The organism is Kluyvera chengduensis (assembly GCF_044197065.1).
GTDB classification, from domain to species: Bacteria; Pseudomonadota; Gammaproteobacteria; order Enterobacterales; family Enterobacteriaceae; genus Kluyvera; species Kluyvera ascorbata_C.
Genome location: NZ_JBIQOI010000001.1, coordinates 646,277 through 666,108, shown reverse-complemented (window position 1 = coordinate 666,108; position 19,832 = coordinate 646,277). Strand labels below are relative to the sequence as shown.

Genomic DNA, 19,832 nt, shown 5'->3' with positions numbered 1-19,832 from the left:
GTGAAGCCGAACGGCTGGCGCGAGCACCAAACAACGACATCCTGACAATATCCTGCTGATAACGGCGAGGTTTCCTTACGCTTTTCAGGCCAAATCATTAAGCAAAATGGTTGCCAACTTTGCGCACCCTTGCTCGGATTTAGACAATTTTGAGTATAGAGTGCGCGTATAAGGCCTCTGCCTCGGCGCGGTGAAATTACGGCGGGGATCACATCTCCTTAACAATAAAGTACATAAATAATGCAATAGTCACGCTTTGTGCATTTTTGTAGCAAAATGGGCGGGTTATGTTAGCTGATGGTGCAACGCGGGATTTTTATGGGGCAACGGGAATAAAAGCATTCAGCCTAACCCGTTGTCTTGTCGTTGCAGTATTAGCGCGTATCTTCATTGATATCGGCGCTTTTCTTGTTCTACGCTAATAGAAAGCACACGAAGGAATGACTCCAGATACATTTTGCATCCGCAATCTTTTGTTTTAATATTTTGTTTTTACACAATAATGGCGTGAAAAATGATGATGATAACCGAGGCCGATAAACAGATCCTTTCCGTTTTTGACTTTGACGGAACGCTGACCCGGCACGACAGCTTTATCCCTTTTTTAAAATTTGCCTTCGGTCGTCGTCAGTTTGCCCGCAAGATGCTGCGCCTCGTGATCCCTTCATTGCAGTGTTTCCGTCGTCGCCTCACCCGCGATGAGCTCAAGGAAGTGTTAATCACCACTTTCCTGGCTGGCCGCGATGAAAAATGGGTGCAGGATAAAGCGGAAGCCTACTGCCAGAAGTCGTGGAAAAAGCTGATGCGCCCAGCGGGGCTTCTGGCGGTTGCCGCAGAGGTCGCAACCGGTGCCGAGGTGACGCTGTGCTCGGCTTCGCCGATGATTGTCCTGCGACCTTTCGCTGATAAGCTGGGCATTAAGCTGATTGGCACCGAGCTGGAAAGCAAAGACGGTGTATTGACGGGGCGGATCGTCGGGCATAACTGCCGGTGTATTCATAAGATTAACCGCCTTGAAGCGGTTTACGGTCCGCTCAATCAGTATCATATCCGCGCATGGGGCGATACGCGCGGGGACTATGAACTATTGGCGACGGCCAGCGATGCTCACTGGCAGCATTTCCAATCAAGCTGGTCGCGTAAGAAAAACCCAATTGCGCGGTTTCGCAGCGAGTTTATGAAAGAGTTAACCTGATTTCCCCCCGGTGAAATCACCGGGGCGCATTCATCCATTCTTTTCGTCTTCGCCCGATTTCTCCGGGAACAGCACGCTGGCAAGGATACCCAGTGCCAATACGCCCAGCACTACATAAAGGCTGGTTGTCGCGCTCAGGCTATAACCGTGGTGCCAGATATGGTCGGTGGCGTTCAGCCCCAGCTTAATCGCAATAAAGAACAGCAGCAGGATTATCGCCTTCTCCAGATGCACCAGATACTGCTTCAGCGCCTCGAGAACAAAGTAGAGCGTACGCAGACCGAGGATGGCGAACATCATCGCGCTATAGACAATCAAGGGTTCGCGACTGACGGCAATGATCGCAGGCACAGAGTCAAAAGCGAACATCACATCAGACAGCTCAACAACCGCGACGCACAGCAGCAGCGGCGTGGCATAACGCGCGGCTTTCATCCCGCGCCCCATCATCACGTCGCGGTTTTCCGGCTTGGCCAGTTCCTCATCCACTTCTTTTTGATTCAGCAAGAAGGCATGCCCTTTCAGCTTCGGCCAGATAGGAAAAAACCGTTTCACAAGGCGATACGCCAGATGCTGTGAGTAGTCCTGAATTTCATCACTCTCATCTTTGCTTTTAAGCATCATTACTGCCGTCCACGCCACGATCAGCGCAAACACCACCTCGACGTACGGCCCGAGGCTAAGCAGGCCGGTACCAATAGCAACAAAAATGCCGCGAAATACAATCGCCCCAACAATCCCCCAGTAGAGCACACGGTGTCGGAAACGGTCCGGAACGGCAAACCAGGAGAAGATAGCCATCATGACAAACAGGTTATCCACCGAGAGCACCTTCTCAAGCGCGTATCCGGTGATAAACAGGCTCGCGACTTCGGCACCATGATGAAAATATAAGAAACTGGCGAAGACCATGGCTACAATGACCCAGAAAATGGACCAAAGCGCGGCGCTCTTCAGCGATATCGGTTTGTCATGGCGATGCATAAACAGATCGATAGCAATAGCCCCTACCGATAACGCGACAAATACCAGAACTGTTTCGGCTGGAAAGCCAATGTGTGTGGAGTCCATTATTTATTCCTGAACGATATCAGTCCGCGGGATGTCCCACGGAATAAAACCTGATAAGCATAACGCAGCTCCAGGATTTTACCCGTGCGATTTTAATATGAAAATCAATGTCTGGAACGCAATTCGAACCCGCCAGCGTAAACGTTCATCGTCCCCGTTGTCAGTCCGCTCAGGTTTACCGTCCTGGTCGCAACATAACGTCAAAAGCGCTGTTGGTGGTGCACAACCGCATCGTTTATAGCAATATCCCTGCTTCCCGGTTGGCATTCGCTATTATCAGGATTACCCTAAACTAAGCGGTGATACCTGTTGTCACGGTTCACCTTCTGCAAGTGTTGATTTACACGAGAGAACGCTATGGAATTAAAGGATTATTACGCCATTATGGGCGTGAAACCGACAGACGATCTCAAGACAATCAAGACCGCCTATCGTCGACTTGCCCGTAAATATCATCCTGATGTCAGTAAAGAGACTGACGCGGAGGCCCGGTTTAAAGAGGTTGCTGAAGCCTGGGAAATACTGAGTGATGAGCAGCGACGCGCCGAGTACGACCAGCTGTGGCAGCACCGTAACGATCCACAGTTCAGCCGTCAATTCCAACAAGGAGAGAATCAAAGCTACAGTGCCGAAGAGTTCGACGATATCTTCTCCTCCATTTTTGGTCAGCATGCCCACCAGTCGCGCCAGCGCCCTGCCAGCCGCGGGCACGACATCGAAATTGAAGTTGCCGTATTCCTCGAAGAAACGCTTGCTGAGCATAGCCGCACTATCAGTTACAACCTGCCGGTCTACAATGCATTCGGCATGGTTGAACGTGAAATTCCCAAAACGCTAAATGTGAAAATTCCGGCTGGCGTCGGTAACGGTCAGCGTATCCGTCTGAAAGCCCAGGGTACCCCCGGCGAAAACGGTGGGCCAAACGGTGATTTGTGGCTGGTTATCCATATTGCGCCGCATCCGCTGTTCGATATCGTTAATCAGGATCTGGAAGTGGTCGTTCCTCTCGCGCCATGGGAAGCCGCGTTGGGCACGAAAGTTACCGTTCCGACGCTAAAAGAGAGCATCCTGCTGACCATTCCGGCGGGAAGCCAGGCCGGGCAGCGACTACGCATTAAGGGCAAGGGTCTGGTCAGTAAAAAACATACCGGCGATTTGTATGCGGTGATCAAAATAGTCATGCCGCCGAAACCTGACGATGCCAGCGCCGCCCTGTGGCAACAGCTGGCGGATGCACAAAAGACCTTTGATCCACGCAAAGAGTGGGGGAAAGCATAATGGCTAACGTCACCGTCACCTTTACCATTACCGAATTTTGTCTGTACACCGGTGTATCAGAAGAGGAGCTCCATGAGATTATCGGCTTAGGGGTGATTGAGCCTCATGAAAACCAGACGTTTGACGACCATGCGCTGACCGTAATGCGTCGCGCGGTGCGCCTGCGTCAGGAGCTGGAACTTGACTGGCCGGGAATTGCCGTTGCGCTAACGTTGCTGGAGGAGAATGCGCAGTTACGTCAGGAAAACCGCCTGCTGCGCCAGCGGCTGTCTCGCTTTAACAGCCATCCTTAGGGTGTCAGGGCCAGCAGCGGCTGGTCCTTTTATTATCCCCTACCCACTCTTAATGACATTGCTCAGCATATGGCATAGCGGCCAGGTTCTCTATGCCAGAAGCGGCACGTTCGATTCGACGTTGACAGGCTGGAGATTGCAACTTAATGCACTACGTGAGCACAGGATATGAACAGGGCGTGAATTGCAGGCACAAAAAAACCACCCGTAGGTGGTTTCACGACACTGCTTATTGCTTTGATTATTCTTTTGTTTCCCATGGTAGCCGGAGTGGGACTTGAACCCACACAGCGCGAACGCCGAGGGATTTTAAATCATGCGTGTTATCTATACTAATCAATAAGTTACTTTGATTTCTCGCCATTCACTCTGAAATTACTATTTAATCTATTCAGAGGGTTACCGATTACCAACCACTCCAATGGTGAAGGATTTACAGCCTCTAAGGTCCACAATGAGCGGAGAGCGTGCGTGTCTGAACTAACCCCATCCGCCTGTATCCCCGTACGCAATGCCTGATTTCGTAACAAGTCAAACATAAACAGCGTTTGTTCAATACGACCAATTTTCCTCAATGCTTTGGCACGACCGTTTTGTTTAAAGTCTCTGACAAGCTTTTTCAGCATCAAGTATGCCGTAACCATTCCCTGCTTTATCTAGGTTGTCAGACGTAGCACTTCACGCCAGTGAGTTTCGTTCTCTTTCAGATTCAGGGTGGTCGTTGATATCAGTGACTGAAGTACCGGGTATTAGTCGGCTTTCCCTGTGATAAATAACTTCTTATCGTGGATACCACGATCGTGGACAAATCCCAAACAATCCTCTCCAAGCCTGAATTCAATATCAGAATTCCACGAACAGCGCCACTACAAAATTCTCCCTTTCTTGTTATTTTTATTTAGGTAGAATTGCGGACTGCCTTAAGATTTAACATATTTTACATTAAATATTTATGGGGATAAAAACTATGGCTGTATGTCCTTTCTGTAGATCACATGTTCATGATCAAGCAGATATATGTAGCTCTTGCAACGCAGAAAAAGTAACCACATTCCGTGGTAATTTTGATCACTCTATTAAAGCAATGCGCCCAATTCTTGGCATGTTTGGTATGGTAGGTATTATATTAGGCCTTCTTATAGGATTTTCCATTGGAATGAAAACTGTGGCATTTTTAGGCTGGGTTTCTGGTGTTATTGTTTTTTTATTAGTAATGTTTGCCCCTGCATTATTAAGAACAGCCGTTGTATGTAGAAATGGAAAGGTTCAGTGGTATAGATAATTCAAAAATACCAGATCGCCACTGATATAATGTTTAATACCTTTACCAACTTAGAATAAGAATATCATATCACGGTACTCTTGAGTATCGTGATTATATTTTTATCCATATAAAAATTTACCCCAACCGCCAATTATAACTACAATAGTAACTTGATACCAATTGTATAATGAAATTTTTCTAACAAAACCTTTAAAATCATGAGTATGTTGCTGTTCAAAAGATATCATAATAAAATATTTTAAACATACTGATGCAGTCAATAATCGCCATGTCATAGTCTCAGAAAGTGACATAGTGATACCTCTATTTTATTCCCTTCACATAAAATCAGCTTTTGTGATACAAAATAAAAAAGAATCAGTCAACGGTTTAGATTGCAATACTCACCGTAGTTTGAACGTTCAAGCATGATGAGTATTGATTTATTATTCACATGGATAGAAATAAATGAATCATGACCAGTTCAGTGAGATATTTAATAACAAATACTGAAATCTATTTCGTTTTTATCACTAGGGGTAAATTTATATTCTTTACCATCAGATGTGATTATTTTGAATGAATCTGACATGTTAAAAATTTTGGCAAAACCTTTACCTGTATAGCGATGTGGGTTTCCTTTCACTGGGTCTTTTTTTTCATCTATCAATGTGTAATCATTATTCGTTGAATGCCCGACCAATAATCTTATTGACTTATAAGCACTAATTTTAGGCACCTGGTATAACGTCCCATCAGCATAAAAAATAACATTTGACGACTGATCATCGTTACATGTAAGAGCCAAAAAACTCTTAGAATTCACAGCATCATCGACGTCCCAGTAATGGCCATTTTTATTTTCGTGATGAGTCCATGCCATTGCCGCACCCGAAAAAGCGACCAACATGAGCCCCGTTACTATTCTTTTCAAAATTCCCCCTTGTTTTCAATGAATTGGATTACAATTTATAATTTGCATTAATATAATCAATGTAAATATAAAAAACAATCCACGCATTATATTAATTTTAATGTTTACCATAAAAAGCCAACCGCAAAGTAGAGATAACTCCAGCAATCAATAAGACCAATCAAGATATTGCATGAACTACTTTTCCTATTATTCAAACCTTGTGTCCGATTATCTCGTAGCAAACTTAGCCTTCACATATAACAAGCATAATGTTGTATGTGCCAAAATGTCATGTGTTTTGTTGGCATTCGGTCAACAGCATCTGCGCCAGGCTGAGATGTGCTGGCACATTCGGGCATCGAGGCAGCGGCCAAGCCGCAGAAGTGCTGGCATACTGCCCCGTTGCATAGCTCCCTTCTTATTCATTTATTACGGGCAGGCGAGCATACGTATTTATTTAATACTCGCTCACTTTAAGGCTCCGTCTCTGCCATGATACCAGGTTTCAAAAACATCTGCGGTCATCGGTTTGGCAAAAAAATAGCCCTGAACTTCATCGCAACCCAGAGTTCTTAAAATATCAACGGTACTGGCGTCCTCGACTCCTTCGGCCAGAACGATATAGTCGAGCTGCTTGAGGAGAGTGATAACGTTGCGAACAATGATGCGGCTGGTCTTGTCGTGACCAACATTACTTACAATTGAGCGATCAAGTTTGATGATGTCCATCGGGATTTGTCGTAGGTAGTTAATGTTGCTGTATCCGGAACCAAAATCATCCAGCGATATTTTAAATCCGCGTAGTTTGAGCATAGCCAGGCCGATAAGTGCAGCGGGGCTTTCCAGTATCTTCTCTGTTTCCAGGCACTCCACCCCCAGCTGGGCGGGATCCAGATTCGCATCCAGAATTTTCTCTTCTAACTCATCGGCAAAACCTGGTCTTGAAAAATCACTGGCGGCCAGATTTATCGACACGGGCAAAGAAAGCCCGCGGCTTTGCCAGTCACTTAATTGCGCAATAGTGTGATCAATAACCCACGTTGTGAGTTCACGCATCAGGCTGGTCTTTTCGACCAGAGGAATAAACGCACTCGGCAACACTTCACCGTTTTTAGGGTGTTGCCATCTAAGCAAAGCTTCAGCCCCCATCACACGTCCTGTCAGCAGTGAGATTTTTGGCTGATAAACCAGGTATAAGCCCTGATTTTCATGTAGCGCTTTTCTCACTTCAGTAAGAAGACTGAAATCCGTCTTCTTACGGGTATCCAGTGCATCATCATAGACTGTAAACCGGCGTCCCTGACTTATCCCTTCGTGCAAGGCGCTGACAGCACGGCGCAGAATTTCATTCGATGTCAGAGAGTTATCACAAAGCCCGGAGTCCCCCATGTGAATATCCAGATCAAGAGTAACTTCCGGGGTGATCCTGGCCTGTATCCCTTGAAGGCTTTGAGAGATATTTTCTAGTGCCAGGGCTTTTTGCTTATGGGTAAAAAAGGCAAATCGTCCGACTGCCACGGCGTAGAGTAGCCCTGTTAAAGGTAGGCGGAGCTGCAACTCTGCGACCATACTACAAAGTAGATTTTCTACGGCAGTCATACCGAGCGAGCGAGCCATTTCGTAGGCTAATGGCATATCAATACAATCAATAATGACGAGCCTGAATGCGCCTTCAGCTGAAACCTCGATATCTTTCAACAGTCGCTGTCGGTTTGGCAATAGCGTGACGATATCGAGGTAACCGACGGAGTGCCAGGACGCCAAAAAATCCGCTATAAGCCCTGCCATCTTTTCAAAAAGATCGAGCTGCTCGTCTGAAAGTTCCCTTGGTTGAGTATCGAGAATACACAAGGTACCTACGGGTACTCCATCCTGGGTTTTAAGTGGACATCCTGCATAAAAGCGAATGAATGGAGCTTCTTTTACCGCATGATAGTCACGAAAGATAGGGTGCTGATGAGTGTCATGACAAATGAATGTCTTACTCTGTTTCAGAGTCTGTACGCAAAATGCCTCGCTCAGGCTGGTTTCCGTGACGGCAAAATTCTGGGCGGATTTGATGTATTGTTTTTCTTCATCGAGAATAGAAACAAAGCCCATCGGCATGCTCAACAAGTGGCATATTAGATGAATATATTTTTCTAACGCATCATCCCGACCCTTGTCAGGATTTTTCAACAAGTCGATTGCCGCAAGTCTTTTACTTTCATCTCTGCTGAGATCGGTCAACATGGCAAGACATCCTCAGGTGTAGTAGGCTTTTGGTTATTCCACACTCGCAGGTGGCTTGAATAATTCTTCTAATGGCATGTGGTAATACATACGCTGTGACCAGCCTAACTCTCACATTAAAATGTTTTCTGTTGATTATCTCCCGGAAATGTCGTCCCGGAGCTGCCCGGTAAAGCGGCCGATCAGCCAGATACTGTCATCTCACATGCTGAATACGAGATATTTGACCAGCAGCTATGAGCGAACTATGCACGTTCTTTTATAGCGGCAGAAAACTTACACAATATCAGACATAGCGCTCCTTAAGTGAAAATTGTACTAGACTCTGTTTGATTGATTCAAATTTTTCACCAGAGAATGCATATGATAAATAAAGAAAAACGTACCGTTAGCAGGGGCATAAATCATGTGGGTCTCACGGTTCCAAACCTGCAGCAGGCAACCGATTTTTTGCAAAAGGCATTGGATGCCAGATTTGTTTATGACGGCCTGACCGATAGCGATTCCCCAAGAGAAGGGGCTGATACTGAAAGGCAGTTGGGCCTGACAGAAGGCTCAATGATTATCAAACAACGGTTGCTAAGAATTGGTAATGGTCCAAATCTGGAACTTTTTGAGATAGTAAGCAGAGAACAGGCGCAGCCGGTAAGGCTACAGGACTTTGGCTGGAACCACATTTCACTTTATGTGGATGATATACATTACGCGGTGGAAAGGGTCAAGGCTGCGGGAGGCCAGTTCCTTTCAGAAATTCATGGAAATTCGCGTCATGAAGATACCGATGGTAATGCCAGCGTATACTTTAAGGCGCCATGGGGCAGCTTGATAGAACTGCAATCAATACCTAATGGTTATTATTATCCTGAAGACAGCGAAGCAGACACATGGATACCTGAGCGATAAATGTTCTGTTGCGGTTTTAAGGGTGATGAGTTCCCCACAGCGCACATCCCAGTATCAGGAACGTTCGCTTTGTAGTGGTCAACTAAAACTGGCCACGGCTTTAGAGGTTTTCCAGTATCGGTTTTCCGATTCGTTTGGTGGTAATCCACCGTTATAGTCATGCGGCCTTAACGAGCTGTAATACCCGACGATATAGTCTGTAATCGCATGAGCAGCTTCGCTAAAGTTTGTATAACCAGTCACTGGCACCCACTCGTTTTTCAGACTTCTGAAGAAGCGTTCCATCGGGCTGTTGTCCCAACAGTTTCCTCGTCGGCTCATACTCTGCCTGATCCGGCAACGCCACAGTAACTGCCGGAACTGCCTGCTTGTATAGTGGCTACCCTGGTCACTGTGGAACATCACTTCGGCTGGTTTACCGCGAGCTCCCCACGCCATTTCCAGCGCTTTGATGGTCAGCCTGCTGTCCGGCGAGAATGACATTGCCCAGCCCACCGGTTTCCTTGCGAACAGATCGAGAACAACAGCGAGGTAAGCCCAACGCTTGCCTGTCCAGATATACGTCACATCGCCGCACCATACCTGATTAGGCTTTGTCACTGCGAACTGTCGCTCAAGGCGATTCGGGATAACGATGTGTTCATGACCACCACGTTTATACCGGTGGGTAGGCTGCTGACAACTCACCAGCCCCAGTTCTTTCATGAGCCTGCCGGCAAGCCAGCGTCCCATCCTGAAGCCTCTCATGGTTGCCATAATCGCGATGCTTCTTGCGCCAGCAGAGCCATGGCTGATGTTATGCAGTTCCAGAACTTGACTACGTAACACAGCTCGCCTGCCATCTGGCTTTTCGGGGCTTTTTTCCCAGTATTTGTAGCTGCTTCGATGAACCCCGAACACGTGGCAGAGTGTGACCACAGGATACTGCGCTCTGAGTTTCCCGATTAACGAGAACTGTTCAGGGAGTCTGACATCAAGAGCGCGGTAGCCTTTTTTAATATGTCGTTTTCCATTTCAATGCGTTGTAGCTTTTTCTTCAGCTCGCGTATTTCAATCTGTTCCGGGGTTATAGGGGAGGCTTTAGGTATTTTGCCCTGTCGTTCATCCCGCAACTGCTTTACCCATCGCGTCATGGTAGAAAGACCCACATCCATAGCACTGGCCGCAGCTGCAACGGTATAGTTCTGATCAAGGACCAGTTGAGCGGATTCGCGTTTAAACTCTGCACTGAAATTTCTTTTTTTCATTGAGGCACCTGTAATGTTCTGAGGTGAGCATATCACCTCTGTTCAGGTGGCCAAATTCAGTAAACCACTTCATTATGAGCGAGGGAAGGTAAAAATGAATCCGTGCCAAGGGGTGAAGCAGTTTAAGGAAAAAGCTCGCACAAGATATGTCACAGACGTGGAATATAATGCACTTCTTACCGTCGCGAACGATGTGGTTAAGGTTGGAATGGAACTAGCATACTTATGCTGCGCGCGTCAGGGTGATGTGCTTGATTTGAAGAAAGCACAGTTACTCGACGAAGGGATCCTAATTGTTCAGAGTAAAACGTCCGTACCGCAAATTAAGGCCTGGACAGAACGACTACATGAAGCAATCAATCTAGCTGACTCAACCCCACTTCACCCTGGTGTTAGTAGCATTTTCGTCCTCCACCAGCAGTCAGGTTCCCGGTTCACAAGAGATGCATTCAATGCTCATTGGATGAAAGCCAAGAAGGCAGCATGTGAGAAATTTCCAGAGATGGATTTCAACTTCACCTTCCATGATCTTAAAGCAAAAGGTATCTCTGATCTTAGTGGGTCATTGAATGAGAAGCAGGAAATAGCAGGTCATAAAAATGCATCACAGACTGCCAGATATAATCGAAAGATAACTGTAGTACCGGTAGTCGGGGGGCAGTAATGCCCTCTTTTTATGGCGAAGTCGAATGGCGAAACAATGGCGAAAGCCAGAGACAAAAACAAAAAAACCACCCGTAGGTGGTTTCACGACACTGCTTATTGCTTTGATTATTCTTTTGTTTCCCATGGTAGCCGGAGTGGGACTTGAACCCACACAGCGCGAACGCCGAGGGATTTTAAATCCCTTGTGTCTACCGATTCCACCATCCGGCCAGGGAAAAAAGTGGAGGCGCGTTCCGGAGTCGAACCGGACTAGACGGATTTGCAATCCGCTACATAACCGCTTTGCTAACGCGCCTTTGAATCTTAAACACCCGCAATTGCCGATGCTTTTAATTTGGAGCGGGAAACGAGACTCGAACTCGCGACCCCGACCTTGGCAAGGTCGTGCTCTACCAACTGAGCTATTCCCGCATTATCAAGTTGATTTGCTAACCACTTGATTTTGCTATCGTCTGGCAATCAGTGCTGCCGTTCGATGCGTTGCATTCTACTTATCTGACGCGGTGAGTCAACGGTATTTTTCGCAACTTTGTGCCGTTTGCTGAAAATTACGCCGAAACGATCACTCTTGAAGCAAATCACCGCGTGCAGCGTTCAAATATTGCAGCATTGACCACAGCGTCAGCACCGCCGCAACCATGAATAACGCGATACCGGCCCACTCAACCCAGATATTTGGACGCCACAGCATCCAGACCAGCGCTGCCATCTGTGCGGTGGTTTTAACCTTGCCAATCCAAGAGACCGCCACGCTGCTGCGTTTACCGAGTTCTGCCATCCACTCACGCAGCGCAGAGATAATAATCTCACGAGCAATCATGGTCGCCGCCGGTAAGGTCACCCACCAGGTGTGGTAGTGCTCGGCCACCAGCACCATCGCAATCGCCACCATCACTTTATCGGCGACAGGGTCGAGGAAGGCGCCGAAACGGGTACTTTGGTTCCAGCGGCGCGCAAGATAGCCATCAAACCAGTCGGTTACCGCCGCAATGAAGAAGATCAGCGCACAAACAAATGGCGCCCAGACGAACGGAAGGTAGAACGCCAGCACGAAAAATGGAATCAGGATGACGCGGAACAACGTAAGCAATGTAGGAATATTATATTGCATGGCGAGGTAACTATCTGTTGTCAGTAAATATTAGCCCTATGTTGCTACAGAGCCCCTAATGTTTCAACGAGTAGAAGATCTTTTCTGCGAGCCCGACCGAGATTCCCGGCACTTTTGCAATATCTTCAATGCTTGCCTGTTGCAAACCTTGTAGTCCGCCCATGTATTTCAGCAGCATCTGACGGCGTTTTGGCCCCACGCCTTCGATGGTCTCCAGCGAACTGGTGCTTTTAACCTTAGCGCGTTTCTTACGGTGCCCGGAAATCGCATGATCGTGTGATTCGTCGCGAATATGCTGAATGACGTGCAGCGCCGGTGAATCTGGCGGCAGGCTGAAGCCCTCGCCTTCCGGCTCAAAGAACAGCGTTTCAAGACCGGCCTTACGGTCGCTCCCTTTTGCCACGCCCAGCAGCAGAGGATGGTTTTTATCCCACGGCACGTTAAGCTCGGCGAATACCGCTTTCGCCTGCCCCAACTGCCCTTTCCCGCCGTCTATCAAAATCACGTCAGGAATTTTGCTGTCATCAATCGCTTTACCGTAACGACGGCGCAGCACCTGGTTCATCGCCGCATAGTCATCGCCCGGGGTGATCCCGGTGATATTATAGCGGCGATATTCCGCACGCAGTGGACCGTTAGCATCAAACACCACACAGGAGGCAACGGTTTGTTCCCCCATGGTGTGGCTGATGTCAAAACATTCCATACGTTTGATGGCAGGCAGCTTAAGCTCGGCGGAAAGCGCCTGCAGACGTTGATGAACGGTAGACTGCTGAGAAAGCTTAGTCGACAGCGCCGTCACCGCGTTGGTTCGCGCCAGCTTCAGATAGCGAGCGCGATCGCCGCGCGGTTTGGTTTGCACCTGAATCCGTCGCCCGGCCAGCTCCGATAGCGAATCGGCCAGCAGGGTTTTATCTTTGAGCGTGAAGTCGAGCAGGATCTCGCCCGGCAGCGTGCGCATCTGGCTGCCCTGGAAATAGAACTGGCCAACGAAGGTTTCCACCACTTCACCCAGCTCAGTGTCGCTTGGTACTTTCGGGAAATAACTGCGGCTCCCCAGCACCTTGCCCTGGCGGATAAACAACACGTGGACGCAGGCCATACCCGCTTCAAACGCGACGCCAATGACATCAAGGTCATCGCCGTTATTGGAGACAAACTGTTTTTCCGTCACGCGACGAACGGCCTGAATCTGATCGCGAATGCGCGCGGCCTCTTCAAACGCGAGGGCCTGGCTGGCTTTTTCCATACGCGCAATCAGCTGCGTCAGCACCTGGTCGTCCTTCCCGGCGAGGAACAAGCGCACGTAGTCAACCTGCTGCGCGTACTCTTCCTCGCTCACCAGACCTTTCACGCATGGCCCCAGGCAGCGACCAATCTGGTACTGCAAGCAGGGACGCGAGCGGTTGCGGTAAACGCTGTTTTCGCACTGGCGGATGGGGAAAATCTTTTGCAGCAGCGCCAGCGTTTCTCGCACGGCGTAGCCGTTCGGGAAAGGACCGAAATATTCCCCTTTCGCATGTTTTGCTCCGCGATGCGTAGCCAGACGCGGATGCGCGTCACCGCTCAGGAAAATAAAGGGATACGATTTATCGTCACGTAGCAGGACGTTGTAGCGAGGCTGGTAAAGCTTAATGTAGTTATGCTCAAGCAGCAGCGCTTCCGTCTCGGTATGGGTAACGGTGACATCAATCTGGGCAATCTGTGCCACCAGCGCTTCCGTTTTACGGGAGGCCACCTGGGCACGAAAATAGCTGGAAAGGCGTTTTTTGAGGTCTTTGGCTTTGCCAACGTAAATAACCGTGCCGCCGGCATCATACATACGATAAACGCCGGGCTGGCTGGTTACAGTTTTCAGAAAGGCTTTTGAATCAAAAACATCACTCACTGACTTGCTAACGACTCCGCATTGCAAAGGCCATGGCGAATTGCCAGGTGCGTCAGCTCAACATCACCGTGTATGTTCAATTTGCTAAACATACGATAGCGATAGCTGTTGACCGTTTTAGGACTCAGACTCAACTGTTCTGAAATCTCGTTCACCTTCTGGCCTTTAGTGATCATCAGCATAATCTGCAATTCACGTTCAGACAAACTGGCGAAAGGCGATTCGGTCTTTTCAGGTTCAATCTGGCTCAGCGCCATCTGCTGGGCGATATCCGAAGCAATATAACGCTGCCCGGAGAACACGGAACGAATGGCGTTGACCACCTCTTGCGGTGCAGCACCTTTGCTCAGGTAGCCAGCGGCCCCCGCCTGCATGACTTTTGCCGGTAGTGGGTTTTCTGTGTGTACGGTTAACATGATGACTTTGGTGTCGACGGCGGAACGCGCAATCTTGCGCGTGGCTTCCAGGCCACCGATGCCCGGCATATTCATATCCATCAGCACAACGTCTACCGGGTTGGCACGGCACCACTTCACCGCATCTTCCCCACAGTTGGCTTCGCCGGTCACTCTAATGCCTTTTATATCTTCGAGAATGCGTCGTATCCCTGCGCGCACCAGTTCGTGGTCATCAACAAGAAGGACGTTGATCAAAGGAATAATCTCCAGAATAGGGATAACGCTACTACATCTTAATTTGTCCATACTACCGGGTTTTATATCAACTGTGAAAGTCTAAAAATGCCAGAGCATGGATTTCGATCTCGTTTTTGGAAATATTCGTGTACAGACACTGGAAAGACCTAAAAAACAATAGGATGCCCTGCGTCAAAATCAGTATGTCGGTAACAATAAACGGAGTAAACAGGCGCTTTGTCGTATATTTGATAAATAGCCCCTATAATATGTAACAACAATTAACGACGAAGGAACCATATTTAAACAATTCGTCGCTAACCGACTGTCTTCAAAACTTTAAATAATAATTAATATCAGCTCTGAGCAGCGCGCAAAAAACAGGCACTCCTTTTTTTCTCTTCGCTTGTGGTATACTGCGCCGCTTTCATCATCCGGATCGCGCATAATGCGCAGAAATTGTACGAGGCAATAAATGAGCACACCTGATTTTTCCACTGCAGAAAATAATCAAAATCTGGCCCAGGAGCTGTCCTGCCTGAAGGCAATGCTGACGCTGATGCTGCAAGCGATGGGTCAAGCGGACGCGGGACGCGTGATTATTAAAATGGAAAAGCAAATTGCGCAGTTAGAAGATGAAGCTCAGGCTGCCGTATTTTCCAGCACCGTTAAGCAAATTAAACAAGCTTACCGCCAGTAATCTAAAACCGGCTGTAGCATCACTGCTTACAGCCGGTTTGCCGTCTGGCACGCAGAACGCAGGAACGAATCAGATCAATCCAATCGCCGCCGCATAGCAGGCAATCTGCGTTTTATTAGGCGCATTAAATTTCTTCTGCATGTTCTTCTGATGGAAATTTACCGTATTCTCCGATATCGCCAGAATAATCGAAATCTCCGCTGACGTTTTTCCTTCTGCCGTCCATTTCAGAATTTCTAATTCCCGTTTACTGAATTTCATTTCCCGCGGCATGACCATTTCGTCTTCGACGCGTAATAATGCCAGCAGGCTCATTTCCAGCAATATTTGCAATCGTAGCGCTATTTCATCTTCATCACGAGGATGACGCGCCACGCGCGTACGTGATACCGACAGGAAACCATGCGCATGGTTTGGTAACATCAGACACTGTGTCGCACCGGTTTGCAGGCCGTGATTACGCGCGGCATTCCACAATTCCTGAGCATCGCTGAACAGCTCGTCATTCCAGCGCAGATGGCCCAGTGAGAAGTTATCCGGCTTCAGTACCGGATCGATAGCCATATAGTTTGCCGACTTATAATGCGACATCCAGGCATCAGGATAGGTGGTGAACACCGATATTCTGGGCCGGGTAAAAGGTACCGGATGGCGAACGCACAAGGCGAAGAAATCATATTCCAGATATTCAGTTTGCTGCTGTAAGAGCGCATATATCTGGTCGCTTGCCGAGGCTGCCTGGAAAAGTTGCAGCATTTCCCGCCGCCAGCTGAAAAAATCATCGTCTCCCATAACTACGAGAAACCCCCTGATCAATAATCATTTTTATGAATACAGAAACCTAACACATAAATCTTATTTATATGTATAAAATATCACGCTTCGGCAAAATAATCCTAATTTGCCCTATTTCTGCAACGGATGGCGCAGAATTACTGCTGCCAGGCTATTTTCACGTTCAACAGGCGACATAAAATCTACCTATTGATTAAGTACACTTAAGTAAAATTTTTCATTAAAACGGCGCTAATCGTTCGCATTCATCATTTGCGACGAAAAAAAAGTCATTCCGCACGTGTTCACATTCTCGATGAACACGTGCGGTTAACGTTACTGCATGAGGAATTTTTCCAGGAACTGGCGCGTACGCGCCTGCTGCGGATTGGCAAACAGGGCTTTCGCTTCCCCCTGCTCAACCACGCGGCCCTGATCCATAAAGATGGCGCGGTCAGCCACATCACGGGCAAAGCTCATCTCGTGTGTGACGATAACCATGGTGCGCTTCTCTTCAGCCAGCGCACGGATGGTATTCAGCACCTCGCCGACCAGTTCAGGGTCTAGAGCGGAGGTTGGCTCATCAAACAGAATAACATCAGGCCGCATCGCCAGCGCCCGCGCGATGGCAACGCGCTGCTGCTGCCCGCCAGAAAGACGACGCGGGTAGCTCTCTTCTTTACCAGAGAGCCCCACTTTGCCAAGCAGCTCGCGCGCTCTGGCAATGGCTTCCGCTTTCGCTTCGCCCTTCACAATCACCGGTCCTTCAATAATGTTCTCCAGCACCGTCCGATGCGGGAACAAATTGAAGTTCTGGAACACAAACCCCACGTGCTGACGCAGACGACGAATCAGCCCTTTTTGCTGGCTAAGCGGTCGTGCGGCATCAATGGTCATGTCACCGACCCGGATCGTCCCGCTTTCCGGCACTTCCAGTAGGTTGATACTGCGCAGCAGCGTGGTTTTTCCCGAACCGCTCGGCCCGATAATCGCCACCACTTCGCCCTCTTTCACTTCCAGGTCGATCCCGTGCAGCACCGTCTGGCCGTGGAATTTCTTCACCAGGTTTTTGACTTCAATTGCACTCATTTTGGATCTCGCTCCTGGCGGTTAAGCTGGTTTTCAAAATAGTTCTGCAGCGCCGACAGCACCGTCGCCATCACCCAGTAAATCAGCGACGCGGCCAGATACATGGTGAACACTTCCAGCGTACGCGAGGTAATCAGCTGCGCCTGACGGAACAGTTCCGGCACCTGAATGGTGGCCGCCAGAGACGTATCCTTCACCAGACTGATAAAACTGTTCGACAGCGGCGGCAGCGCCACGCGCGCGGCCTGCGGCAAAATCGCACGACGCATGGTCTGCCATGGCGTCATCCCGATACTGGCCGCAGCTTCCCATTGTCCCTTATCAATCGACGATATGGCCGCACGCAGCGTTTCTGCTGCATAGGCCGCCGTGTTGAGCGACAGGCCAATCATCGCCGATGGAATAGGGTCCAGCTCAATACCAAACTGCGGCAGGCCGTAGTAGATCATAAACAGCTGCGCAATCAGCGGTGTACCGCGAAAAATCGAGATATAGCAGCGCGCCAGCCAGCGGATGGGGGCGATGGATGAAAGGCGCATCAGCGCGAGAATGAAGCCCAGGATCAGGCCGAAAAACATCCCGCCGATACTAAGCTGTAGCGTGAAGACCGCACCTTTGAGCAGATACGGCGCGGAATCGATAACCAGTTGAATACTTTCTTGCATGAGCGCGTTCTATTTAAATGTGAGGATGATAGGCAAAGAGTGCAGGCGCACCGCCGGTATGGATAAACAGAATCGGCCCTTCGTCTTTAAAGCGCTTCTGATTAATGCCGTCAATCAGCCCGGCCATCGCTTTGCCGGTATAAACCGGGTCCAGCAGAATGCCTTCCAGGCGTGCCAACAGCTTGACCGCTTCCATGCCGTCATCATTAGGAATGCCGTAGCCTGGCGCGAAATAGTCATCCCACAGCGTAATAGGCGCTTTGGCCGTCAGCGCAAGGCTATGGGCAATTTCCTGCTGGAGCGTTACCACTTTCGGCAGCTGATCCGCCACTTTGCGTGAGACCGTCACGCCAATCAGCTCAGCTTCTGGCATTAGCTGTTCCAGCCCTACCGCCAGACCCGCATGCGTCCCCGCGCTGCCGGAGGCTACCACCACGGATGAAATGGAAACCGCCCCTTCGCACTGCTGGGCAATCTCCAGCGCGCTTTCAACGTAGCCCAACGCTCCCAGTGCGTTTGACCCACCCACTGGGATGACGTAAGGACGAAAACCCTGCGCTTCAAGGCGCGTAGCAAGCTCGGCGAGCTGGGTATTGGGGTCGGTCAGCGCGTCGCACATTTCAACCTGAGTGTTAAACAGATCCAGCAACAGGCGGTTGCCGTTGCTGAGGTAGTTTTCCGCCGTTGTGCCCATTGGATTTTCCAGCAGCGCCACGCAGTGCAGGCCAAGCTTCGCCGCGACCGCCGCCGTCTGACGCACATGGTTAGACTGAATCGCCCCGGCAGTCACCAGCGTATCCGCGCCTTCGCGCAGCGCATCGGCGGCAAGAAATTCCAGCTTACGCAGCTTGTTCCCGCCCATCGCCATCGGCGTGACGTCATCGCGTTTGATAAAAATATCGCGCCCGATGTAATCAGAGAAGCGCGGCAGATATTCCAGCGGCGTCGGCGCACCAATAAATTCCAAGCGTGGAAAACGGGTTAAATTTTGTAGTGACATAGCATCTCCTTAGTCTTGTTTTTATTATGCGCCCTAAATAAAAAAAGGCGCTCTATCAGCGCCTTTTTTAAAGCATGACGATTATTCTGTCACGTCTGCCCCGAACCATTTTTCAGACAGTGCTTTCAGGCTACCGTCTTTATGCATGGCATCGATGGCACCATCAATCGCTTTCAGCAGGTCTTCGTTGCCTTTACGCAGCGCCACACCAGATTCCTGACGGGAGAATGCATCACCCGCAACAGCCAGCGTATTGTTGGTTTTCTTCACCAAATCCAACGCTGCCAGACGGTCAACCAGAATCGCGTTGATACGGCCTACGCGCAGGTCCTGGTATTTTGTTGGGTCATCATCATAGGTACGAATATCGACGCCCTGGACGTTTTTACGCAGCCACTCTTCGTAGTTGGTCCCCAGACCCACGCCGACCTTTTTACCTTTCAGGTCAGCCGTGGTTTTGATGGTATCTTCACTGCCCTTTTTCACCAGCGCCTGAATACCGGAGATGGTGTACGGAGTGGAGAAGTCATATTTCTTCTGACGCTCAGGAGAAATCGTCACCTGGTTAATCACCACGTCGATACGTTTTGAATCGAGCGACGCCAGCATCCCATCCCACTTGGTCGGTTTGAGGTCAGCCTTAACGCCCAGGTGTTTTGCCAGTTCATTGGCAAACTCCACTTCAAAGCCGGTCAACTTACCGTCATCGCCCTGGAAACTGAACGGAGGATAAGTGCCTTCCAGGCCAACGCGCAGCGTGCCGCGTTCTTTCACCTGGTTTAATAAATTCTCAGCAGCGAACGCCTGTACGCTTGCGCCAGCAACCAGCGCCACGGCCATTACGCCCATCAGCGCCTGACGACCCAGAAACTTCAGTTTCATTATACCCCCGAAAAGCATCACTT

19 protein-coding genes, 3 tRNA genes and 2 pseudogenes are annotated in these 19,832 nt (G+C 49.1%); 8 read left to right on the top strand and 16 right to left on the bottom strand.

Annotated elements, in window-relative coordinates; translation table 11 throughout:
• Positions 1-517: 517 nt before the first annotated feature.
• Positions 518-1,195: an HAD family hydrolase gene (locus tag ACH1XZ_RS03090; protein ID WP_395594690.1), complete on the top strand. Its 678-nt coding sequence runs from the start codon at positions 518-520 to the stop codon at positions 1,193-1,195.
• A gap of 30 nt (positions 1,196-1,225) precedes the next feature.
• Here the strand turns inward: ACH1XZ_RS03090 and ACH1XZ_RS03085 are convergent, their stop codons facing one another.
• Entirely contained in the window at positions 1,226-2,266 is a 1,041-nt protein-coding gene (locus ACH1XZ_RS03085) for a TerC/Alx family metal homeostasis membrane protein (RefSeq protein WP_395594286.1), read from the bottom strand.
• 107 nt (positions 2,267-2,373) lie between these two features.
• Between ACH1XZ_RS03085 and ACH1XZ_RS03080 the strand changes: the two genes are divergently transcribed.
• From ACH1XZ_RS03080 to cbpM, 3 genes are all read left to right on the top strand, one after another.
• Positions 2,374-2,562: an IS1 family transposase gene (locus ACH1XZ_RS03080; RefSeq protein ID WP_395594285.1), complete on the top strand. Its 189-nt coding sequence runs from the start codon at positions 2,374-2,376 to the stop codon at positions 2,560-2,562.
• A gap of 61 nt (positions 2,563-2,623) precedes the next feature.
• Positions 2,624-3,544 carry a curved DNA-binding protein gene (cbpA, locus tag ACH1XZ_RS03075; RefSeq protein WP_395594284.1) on the top strand — a complete coding sequence of 307 codons (921 nt, stop codon included), beginning with the start codon at positions 2,624-2,626 and terminating at the stop codon, positions 3,542-3,544.
• Positions 3,544-3,837 carry a chaperone modulator CbpM gene (gene cbpM, locus ACH1XZ_RS03070; protein WP_395594283.1) on the top strand — a complete coding sequence of 98 codons (294 nt, stop codon included), beginning with the start codon at positions 3,544-3,546 and terminating at the stop codon, positions 3,835-3,837. The genes cbpA and cbpM overlap by 1 nt, the downstream gene beginning before the upstream one ends.
• 491 nt (positions 3,838-4,328) lie before the next feature.
• On the opposite strand, the pseudogene ACH1XZ_RS03065 reads toward cbpM, so the two are convergent.
• Positions 4,329-4,653, bottom strand: a pseudogene (locus ACH1XZ_RS03065) (Tn3 family transposase); the annotation flags it as partial.
• A gap of 151 nt (positions 4,654-4,804) precedes the next feature.
• On the opposite strand from ACH1XZ_RS03065, the gene ACH1XZ_RS03060 reads away from it, so the two are divergent.
• Positions 4,805-5,119, top strand: coding sequence for a hypothetical protein (locus ACH1XZ_RS03060; RefSeq protein ID WP_270503901.1), 315 nt, complete (start codon positions 4,805-4,807; stop codon positions 5,117-5,119).
• Between the two features lie 478 nt (positions 5,120-5,597).
• On the opposite strand, the gene ACH1XZ_RS03055 is transcribed toward ACH1XZ_RS03060, so the two are convergent.
• Positions 5,598-6,035: a hypothetical protein gene (locus ACH1XZ_RS03055; protein WP_395594282.1), complete on the bottom strand. Its 438-nt coding sequence runs from the start codon at positions 6,033-6,035 to the stop codon at positions 5,598-5,600.
• A gap of 450 nt (positions 6,036-6,485) precedes the next feature.
• On the bottom strand, positions 6,486-8,249 hold the full coding sequence (locus ACH1XZ_RS03050) for a sensor domain-containing phosphodiesterase (RefSeq protein ID WP_395594281.1): 1,764 nt from the start codon (positions 8,247-8,249) through the stop codon (positions 6,486-6,488).
• Positions 8,250-8,612: 363 nt separating this feature from the next.
• Between ACH1XZ_RS03050 and ACH1XZ_RS03045 the strand changes: the two genes are divergently transcribed.
• Entirely contained in the window at positions 8,613-9,152 is a 540-nt protein-coding gene (locus ACH1XZ_RS03045) for a VOC family protein (protein ID WP_248537269.1), read from the top strand.
• A 78-nt stretch (positions 9,153-9,230) separates the two neighbouring features.
• On the opposite strand, the gene ACH1XZ_RS03040 is transcribed toward ACH1XZ_RS03045, so the two are convergent.
• A protein-coding gene (locus tag ACH1XZ_RS03040) for an IS3 family transposase (protein WP_395594280.1) occupies positions 9,231-10,399 on the bottom strand; the annotation gives its coding sequence in 2 pieces (ribosomal slippage) (positions 9,231-10,150 and positions 10,150-10,399; 1,170 coding nt in all).
• A gap of 73 nt (positions 10,400-10,472) precedes the next feature.
• Between ACH1XZ_RS03040 and ACH1XZ_RS03035 the strand changes: the two are divergent.
• Positions 10,473-11,063, top strand: a pseudogene (locus ACH1XZ_RS03035) (tyrosine-type recombinase/integrase); the annotation flags it as partial.
• Positions 11,064-11,188: 125 nt separating this feature from the next.
• On the opposite strand, the gene ACH1XZ_RS03030 reads toward ACH1XZ_RS03035, so the two are convergent.
• The 6 genes from ACH1XZ_RS03030 to uvrY all read right to left on the bottom strand — a co-directional run bounded on the left by ACH1XZ_RS03030 (position 11,189) and on the right by uvrY (position 14,717).
• Positions 11,189-11,275, bottom strand: a tRNA-Leu gene (locus ACH1XZ_RS03030).
• Between the two features lie 11 nt (positions 11,276-11,286).
• Positions 11,287-11,360, bottom strand: a tRNA-Cys gene (locus ACH1XZ_RS03025).
• Positions 11,361-11,400: 40 nt separating this feature from the next.
• A tRNA-Gly gene (locus tag ACH1XZ_RS03020) sits at positions 11,401-11,476 on the bottom strand.
• 151 nt (positions 11,477-11,627) lie between these two features.
• Positions 11,628-12,176, bottom strand: coding sequence for a CDP-diacylglycerol--glycerol-3-phosphate 3-phosphatidyltransferase (gene pgsA / locus ACH1XZ_RS03015; RefSeq protein WP_035894103.1), 549 nt, complete (start codon positions 12,174-12,176; stop codon positions 11,628-11,630).
• A gap of 55 nt (positions 12,177-12,231) precedes the next feature.
• Positions 12,232-14,064 (bottom strand): excinuclease ABC subunit UvrC, encoded by a 1,833-nt coding sequence (gene uvrC / locus ACH1XZ_RS03010; RefSeq protein ID WP_333494671.1) that lies wholly within the window; start codon positions 14,062-14,064, stop codon positions 12,232-12,234.
• Positions 14,061-14,717 (bottom strand): UvrY/SirA/GacA family response regulator transcription factor, encoded by a 657-nt coding sequence (gene uvrY, locus ACH1XZ_RS03005; RefSeq protein ID WP_035894107.1) that lies wholly within the window; start codon positions 14,715-14,717, stop codon positions 14,061-14,063. The genes uvrC and uvrY overlap by 4 nt, the downstream gene beginning before the upstream one ends.
• A 457-nt stretch (positions 14,718-15,174) precedes the next feature.
• On the opposite strand from uvrY, the gene ACH1XZ_RS03000 reads away from it, so the two are divergent.
• Complete coding sequence (locus ACH1XZ_RS03000; RefSeq protein ID WP_035894108.1) at positions 15,175-15,399, top strand: DUF2594 family protein; 225 nt, start codon at positions 15,175-15,177, stop codon at positions 15,397-15,399.
• A gap of 69 nt (positions 15,400-15,468) precedes the next feature.
• Here ACH1XZ_RS03000 and sdiA read toward each other — a convergent pair whose 3' ends face one another.
• From sdiA to tcyJ, 5 genes are all read right to left on the bottom strand, one after another.
• Entirely contained in the window at positions 15,469-16,191 is a 723-nt protein-coding gene (sdiA, locus tag ACH1XZ_RS02995; RefSeq protein WP_395594279.1) for a transcriptional regulator SdiA, read from the bottom strand.
• A 318-nt stretch (positions 16,192-16,509) separates the two neighbouring features.
• The gene (gene tcyN, locus ACH1XZ_RS02990; RefSeq protein ID WP_395594278.1) at positions 16,510-17,262 is read right to left on the bottom strand and encodes an L-cystine ABC transporter ATP-binding protein TcyN; all 753 of its coding nucleotides are present in this window, start codon (positions 17,260-17,262) and stop codon (positions 16,510-16,512) included.
• Entirely contained in the window at positions 17,259-17,927 is a 669-nt protein-coding gene (gene tcyL, locus ACH1XZ_RS02985) for a cystine ABC transporter permease (RefSeq protein WP_395594277.1), read from the bottom strand. The genes tcyN and tcyL overlap by 4 nt, the downstream gene beginning before the upstream one ends.
• A gap of 13 nt (positions 17,928-17,940) precedes the next feature.
• Entirely contained in the window at positions 17,941-18,927 is a 987-nt protein-coding gene (dcyD, locus tag ACH1XZ_RS02980; RefSeq protein WP_395594276.1) for a D-cysteine desulfhydrase, read from the bottom strand.
• 81 nt (positions 18,928-19,008) lie between these two features.
• Entirely contained in the window at positions 19,009-19,809 is an 801-nt protein-coding gene (gene tcyJ / locus ACH1XZ_RS02975; protein ID WP_395594275.1) for a cystine ABC transporter substrate-binding protein, read from the bottom strand.
• Between the last annotated feature and the right edge of the window lie 23 nt (positions 19,810-19,832).

Bases quoted from the DNA above. Each gene is read 5' to 3' on its own strand.
- ACH1XZ_RS03090 (WP_395594690.1), top strand. From the start codon at position 518: ATGATGATAACCGAGGCCGATAAACAGATCCTTTCCGTTTTTGACTTT.
- ACH1XZ_RS03085 (WP_395594286.1), bottom strand. From the start codon at position 2,266: ATGGACTCCACACACATTGGCTTTCCAGCCGAAACAGTTCTGGTATTT.
- ACH1XZ_RS03080 (WP_395594285.1), top strand. From the start codon at position 2,374: ATGTCTGGAACGCAATTCGAACCCGCCAGCGTAAACGTTCATCGTCCC.
- cbpA (WP_395594284.1), top strand. From the start codon at position 2,624: ATGGAATTAAAGGATTATTACGCCATTATGGGCGTGAAACCGACAGAC.
- cbpM (WP_395594283.1), top strand. From the start codon at position 3,544: ATGGCTAACGTCACCGTCACCTTTACCATTACCGAATTTTGTCTGTAC.
- ACH1XZ_RS03060 (WP_270503901.1), top strand. From the start codon at position 4,805: ATGGCTGTATGTCCTTTCTGTAGATCACATGTTCATGATCAAGCAGAT.
- ACH1XZ_RS03050 (WP_395594281.1), bottom strand. From the start codon at position 8,249: ATGTTGACCGATCTCAGCAGAGATGAAAGTAAAAGACTTGCGGCAATC.
- ACH1XZ_RS03045 (WP_248537269.1), top strand. From the start codon at position 8,613: ATGATAAATAAAGAAAAACGTACCGTTAGCAGGGGCATAAATCATGTG.
- pgsA (WP_035894103.1), bottom strand. From the start codon at position 12,176: ATGCAATATAATATTCCTACATTGCTTACGTTGTTCCGCGTCATCCTG.
- ACH1XZ_RS03000 (WP_035894108.1), top strand. From the start codon at position 15,175: ATGAGCACACCTGATTTTTCCACTGCAGAAAATAATCAAAATCTGGCC.
- sdiA (WP_395594279.1), bottom strand. From the start codon at position 16,191: ATGGGAGACGATGATTTTTTCAGCTGGCGGCGGGAAATGCTGCAACTT.
- tcyN (WP_395594278.1), bottom strand. From the start codon at position 17,262: ATGAGTGCAATTGAAGTCAAAAACCTGGTGAAGAAATTCCACGGCCAG.
- tcyL (WP_395594277.1), bottom strand. From the start codon at position 17,927: ATGCAAGAAAGTATTCAACTGGTTATCGATTCCGCGCCGTATCTGCTC.
- dcyD (WP_395594276.1), bottom strand. From the start codon at position 18,927: ATGTCACTACAAAATTTAACCCGTTTTCCACGCTTGGAATTTATTGGT.
- tcyJ (WP_395594275.1), bottom strand. From the start codon at position 19,809: ATGAAACTGAAGTTTCTGGGTCGTCAGGCGCTGATGGGCGTAATGGCC.